The following is a 4,865-nucleotide window of genomic DNA, read 5'->3' as shown; positions in this document are numbered from 1 at the left end:
AAAAGACCGTCGGTATCTTGCGTAGATCAGGTAGACTATATGGTATCTAAATTAGTTGGTATTTCTACTATGGCGCCAAGTGCTATTTCATTGAAGTCTTATAACTCTTTCTCATTATCTGTTTCTGCATCGTGTATTACGGTTGCAGATACTCAGGATAAATTGATTGAAGGGTGGCGCGTCGCCAGTGCATCACAAGAGCCAGTTTTATTGCTAGGTGAAGGGAGTAATGTTCTTTTTCTGGAAGATTTTTCAGGCACAGTTCTGTTAAATCGACTCAAAGGTATAGATGTTCGCGAAGAAAGCGATGGCTGGTATCTTCACGTCGGTGCTGGTGAGAATTGGCATAAATTAGTCGAATATACGCTTAAATGTGGCATTCCTGGGTTAGAAAATTTAGCGTTAATTCCCGGATGTGTAGGGTCTGCACCGATACAGAATATTGGTGCGTACGGTATCGAATTACAACATGTCTGTGATTATGTTGAATTATTGGATCTGACAGAGGGTAAAACTACGCGTCTTACTGCTGAAGAATGTCAATTCGGTTACCGTGACAGCATATTTAAACATCAGTATCGTTCTGGATTTGCAATTACCGCAGTGGGGATTTTTCTAAAAAAAGAGTGGAATCCGATACTGAACTATGGCGATTTGACAAAACTCAATCCTACAACAGTTACGCCCCAGCAGGTATTTGACTCTGTATGTCACATGCGTCGAAGCAAGCTCCCTGATCCTATCGTGACAGGTAATGCAGGTAGCTTTTTCAAAAATCCAATAGTTACAAAACAACATGCTGAGCATATTTTACGAGAGTACCTGAATGCACCTCAGTACTTACAAGCTGACGGGAATGTTAAATTGGCCGCTGGATGGTTAATTGATCAGTGCAAGCTTAAAGGATTTCAACTCGGTGGTGCTGCTGTTCACGAGGACCAGGCATTAGTTCTGATCAATAAGAGTAATGCAAAAAGTTCAGATATTGTCGAGTTAGCTCGTTATGTCCGCAATCAGGTCGCTGCAAAGTTCTCTATACAACTGGAACCTGAAGTCCGCTTTATTGCTGCATATGGTGAGGTTAATGCTATCGAGGTATTATCATGAAAGATATTACGGTTCCTCTGAAATTAATTAAGATTCTCTCTGATGGTGAATTTTATTCCGGTGAAGTGCTGGGTGAAATGATGGGGATGAGTCGAGCTGCGATCAATAAACATATTCAAACTATACGTGATTGGGGAATTGACGTATTTACTGTAACAGGTAAAGGTTATTCTTTACCTGTTCCTATGCAGTTACTAGATGAGGAAATAATCATTCAGCACTTACCGAAAGGTGGAGTGACGGTTTTACCTGTTGTTGATTCTACTAACCAGTACATTTTAGAACGACTGGACACATTATCCTCCGGTGATGCTTGTATTGCCGAATATCAACAATCTGGCCGCGGCAGGCGGGGCCGACAATGGTTTTCCCCCTTTGGTGCGAATTTATATTTGTCTTTATATTGGCGTTTAGAGCAGGGGCCTGCTGCGGCTGTTGGGGTTAGTTTGGTAATCGGTATCGTAATGGCTGAAGTGCTACATAAGCTTGGTGCTGATGGTGTGCGGGTCAAATGGCCCAATGATTTATATTTAAAAGATCGAAAGTTAGCTGGTATTCTTGTCGAGCTTACGGGGAAAACTGGTGATGCTGCTAACTTGGTAATTGGAGCGGGTATTAATTTACAAATGAGAGATCCAGCTCCAGATGCGATTAATCAAGGTTGGATAAATTTACAAGAAGCGGGTATAGACATTAATCGTAATACACTTGCTTCGACACTCATTTCTGAATTAAGAGGTTCTTTGGCTATTTTTGAACTAGAAGGCCTCGAACCATTTATTCACAGATGGGAAAAATTGGATAATTACTTCAATCGCCCAGTCCGTTTAATTATCGGAAACCGTGAAATATATGGAATTGACCGCGGAATAGATCACCAAGGTGCACTGTTATTAGAAGTTGATGGTGTGGTTACGCCATATATTGGTGGGGAAATTTCTCTGCGTGGTGCATAAAAATGGGGGTTATCCCCATTTTTATATATTTATTTTCTTAATCGCACACAGTCGACTGCGTGGTTAGCGCTTTTTGTCATAATAAGACTAGCTCTTTCCCTAGTAGGTAAAATGTTTTCTTTTAAATTCAGTCCGTTAATTTCCTTCCATAGTTGAGAGGCAATACCGATAGCCTCTTCCTCCGTTAGTTTTGCATAATTATGAAAATACGAATTTGGATTTGAGAATGCACCCTGTCTAAATTTTAAGAAGCGATTTATATACCATTTTTGTAGCAGTGTTTCAGGGGCATCGACATAGATAGAGAAATCCACAAAGTCAGAAACAAAAACCCTATGTGGATCATGTGGATAGTCCATTCCGCTTTGTAAGACATTTAAGCCTTCCAATATTAAAATATCAGGTTGCTCCAATACTTTATTATTATTGGGAACAATATCATATATCAAGTGGGAATATGTTGGAGCGGTGACTTTATGTGTTCCTGATTTTATATCAGAAACAAATTTCACCAAGCTATGCATATCATATGATTGCGGAAAGCCTTTTTTCTTCATCAAATCACGTTCTTTTAACACCTTATTTGGATGAAGGAATCCATCGGTTGTAATTAACTCTACACTGCGATGTTCTGGCCAGCGGCTCAATAATGCTTGGAGTACACGTGCTGTGGTGCTTTTTCCTACGGCGACACTGCCAGCAATACCGATTATATAAGGTATTTTTTGGCCATCGGTCCCTAAGAACTGCTCAAGTACAGCTTGGCGTCGTAAGTTAGAACTGATATAAAAATTGAGCAGGCGAGATAAAGGCAGATAGATTTCTGCAACCTCGTCTAATGAAAGATCCTCATTAATCCCTTTGAGTTTAACGATCTCTTCTTCTGTCAGCGTTAACGGGACAGAATCGCGCAAGGCGGCCCATTGGCTGCGGTTAAATTGTAGATATGGCGTGGCCAAAGATTGCTCTCTATTGCTCATAAGTCGTGTTCTGCCTGCTTAACAGGTAAGAAAAGGGACCCTCAGACAGCGAGAAAGCGTGCTATTAGCTTAGCCAACGCAGTGATCGCTGAACCTTCTCTTGTGTAATAAATTTTTGATAATGGGCAGGTTAACACTTTGCTGATAGAAATAAGAAGAGAAAATAGGTTCCTCATCCCGATGCTTATGCGTTTGTACATCGGGTAGCTGTTAGCTGGTGATTGTTTTACCTAGCCATTCACAGCAAAGAGGCGCTTATAGTAGATGGCGGTCGGGTGGTAATGACCATCAGGTGTGCAAGCATAGTCCGGCAATTCTCCCAGATGGCGATATCCCATAGCACGGTAGAACGCTTCTGCGTGGGAGCCTGCTTGGGTATCTAAATAAAGTAGTCCCCTCTGTTGAAAAAGCGCACTTTTTTCTAATAACTGAATGAGTTGTCGGCCTATACCGGTTCTCCTTGTGCGACTATGAACCAATAATTTTTGAATTTCAGCTCTGTTTTTTCCATTTGATTTTTGGCACAACTCTAACTGTACGCTTCCGGCGATACCCTTGTTATCGCGTGCTATCCATAGGATGCGTTCGCCGCTAGCGACAGATGTTTGCAAGCTATGAAAATATTCTATGGCTTCCTTGTAGAGTAGTGGCGAGTGGTATCCAACAGAAGCGCCTTTCTCTACTGCATCTATCAGTAGATTGGCCAGCTCTTCGCGATAGATTGGTAAGGTCGCGGCATTGAGTTGAACTGTTTTCATCATAGTTTGCCTGTCGACAGAGGTTTGCTTCTAACAAGCAAAATTTATTCCAAGTCTATTTTCTTAGAAAAACGAGCAAAATAGCACCTGTCAGTGCAGAGACTGCTCTTCTAAAGGGCAGAAAATGTATTTTTGGTGCAAAGGGAATGTGGGCAGTTTAATTGTGAACTCTTCATTTTGTTGGGTAAACTTGATGATTCTTTGTGCTAATTCTCGTTGGCGCTCTAGATTTATGGCTTAATTTGGATAAAATCTAAGCGATAGCGCATTTTACGCAATTTTTTTGTTGCATCGAGCGTTCTGTCTACCTAGAATGCGCAGCACTTGAAGCCGGCTTAGCTCAGTAGGTAGAGCAACTGACTTGTAATCAGTAGGTCACCAGTTCGATTCCGGTAGCCGGCACCATCAAGTACACAAAATCAGGTGGGGTTCCCGAGCGGCCAAAGGGAGCAGACTGTAAATCTGCCGTCACAGACTTCGAAGGTTCGAATCCTTCCCCCACCACCAAATTCAATCTTGGTAACAAGATACTCGATACGGTAGTAAGACTAAACCGGATCGACGAAGGCGGGGTCTATAAACATTATTCCCCGAATTCAAAATCTACAGAAAAATTAGGTAGCCGAGTTCCAGGATGCGGGCATCGTATAATGGCTATTACCTCAGCCTTCCAAGCTGATGATGTGGGTTCGATTCCCACTGCCCGCTCCAAGATGTGCTGATATAGCTCAGTTGGTAGAGCGCACCCTTGGTAAGGGTGAGGTCGGCAGTTCGAATCTGCCTATCAGCACCACTTCCTTTTCCTCCTCCTGATTTTCTTTCTGTGAATAAATTCAGCAAGCTTATAGCTTGGTTGATGTGGTGATACCACCGATTTATCCGTGTCTTAGAGGGACAATCGATGTCTAAAGAAAAATTTGAACGTACAAAACCGCACGTTAACGTCGGTACTATCGGCCACGTTGACCATGGTAAAACAACGCTGACCGCTGCAATCACTACCGTTCTGGCTAAAACCTACGGTGGTAACGCGCGTGCATTCGACCAGATCGATAACGCACCGG

Annotated in this window: 5 protein-coding genes and 4 tRNA genes; 7 read left to right on the top strand and 2 right to left on the bottom strand. The window is 42.4% G+C overall.

Features of this window, described 5'->3' with window-relative positions:
• The first annotated feature begins 69 nt into the window (after positions 1-69).
• Together murB and birA are read left to right on the top strand one after the other, a co-directional pair.
• Complete coding sequence (gene murB, locus CLR69_RS22755) at positions 70-1,107, top strand: UDP-N-acetylmuramate dehydrogenase (RefSeq protein ID WP_131535258.1); 1,038 nt, start codon at positions 70-72, stop codon at positions 1,105-1,107.
• Entirely contained in the window at positions 1,104-2,063 is a 960-nt protein-coding gene (gene birA, locus CLR69_RS22750; RefSeq protein ID WP_129710385.1) for a bifunctional biotin--[acetyl-CoA-carboxylase] ligase/biotin operon repressor BirA, read from the top strand. The genes murB and birA overlap by 4 nt, the downstream gene beginning before the upstream one ends.
• A gap of 29 nt (positions 2,064-2,092) precedes the next feature.
• On the opposite strand, the gene coaA is transcribed toward birA, so the two are convergent.
• Together coaA and CLR69_RS22740 are read right to left on the bottom strand one after the other, a co-directional pair.
• On the bottom strand, positions 2,093-3,043 hold the full coding sequence (coaA, locus tag CLR69_RS22745) for a type I pantothenate kinase (protein WP_129710387.1): 951 nt from the start codon (positions 3,041-3,043) through the stop codon (positions 2,093-2,095).
• Positions 3,044-3,273: 230 nt separating this feature from the next.
• Complete coding sequence (locus tag CLR69_RS22740) at positions 3,274-3,801, bottom strand: GNAT family N-acetyltransferase (RefSeq protein WP_131535257.1); 528 nt, start codon at positions 3,799-3,801, stop codon at positions 3,274-3,276.
• Positions 3,802-4,130: 329 nt separating this feature from the next.
• On the opposite strand from CLR69_RS22740, the gene CLR69_RS22735 reads away from it, so the two are divergent.
• The 5 genes from CLR69_RS22735 to CLR69_RS22715 all read left to right on the top strand — a co-directional run.
• Positions 4,131-4,206, top strand: a tRNA-Thr gene (locus CLR69_RS22735).
• 17 nt (positions 4,207-4,223) lie between these two features.
• Positions 4,224-4,308: transfer RNA gene (locus CLR69_RS22730), tRNA-Tyr, on the top strand.
• Between the two features lie 129 nt (positions 4,309-4,437).
• Positions 4,438-4,512, top strand: a tRNA-Gly gene (locus tag CLR69_RS22725).
• Between the two features lie 6 nt (positions 4,513-4,518).
• Positions 4,519-4,594, top strand: a tRNA-Thr gene (locus CLR69_RS22720).
• A gap of 108 nt (positions 4,595-4,702) precedes the next feature.
• Positions 4,703-4,865, top strand: a 163-nt coding sequence (locus CLR69_RS22715; RefSeq protein ID WP_234357886.1) for a GTP-binding protein, incomplete at its 3' end; no start/stop codon positions are given.

The organism is Pectobacterium zantedeschiae (genome assembly GCF_004137795.1).
Taxonomy (GTDB): Bacteria; Pseudomonadota; Gammaproteobacteria; order Enterobacterales; family Enterobacteriaceae; genus Pectobacterium; species Pectobacterium zantedeschiae.
Note: the sequence above shows the minus strand (reverse complement) of the source record. Positions and strands in the feature narration are given on the sequence as shown.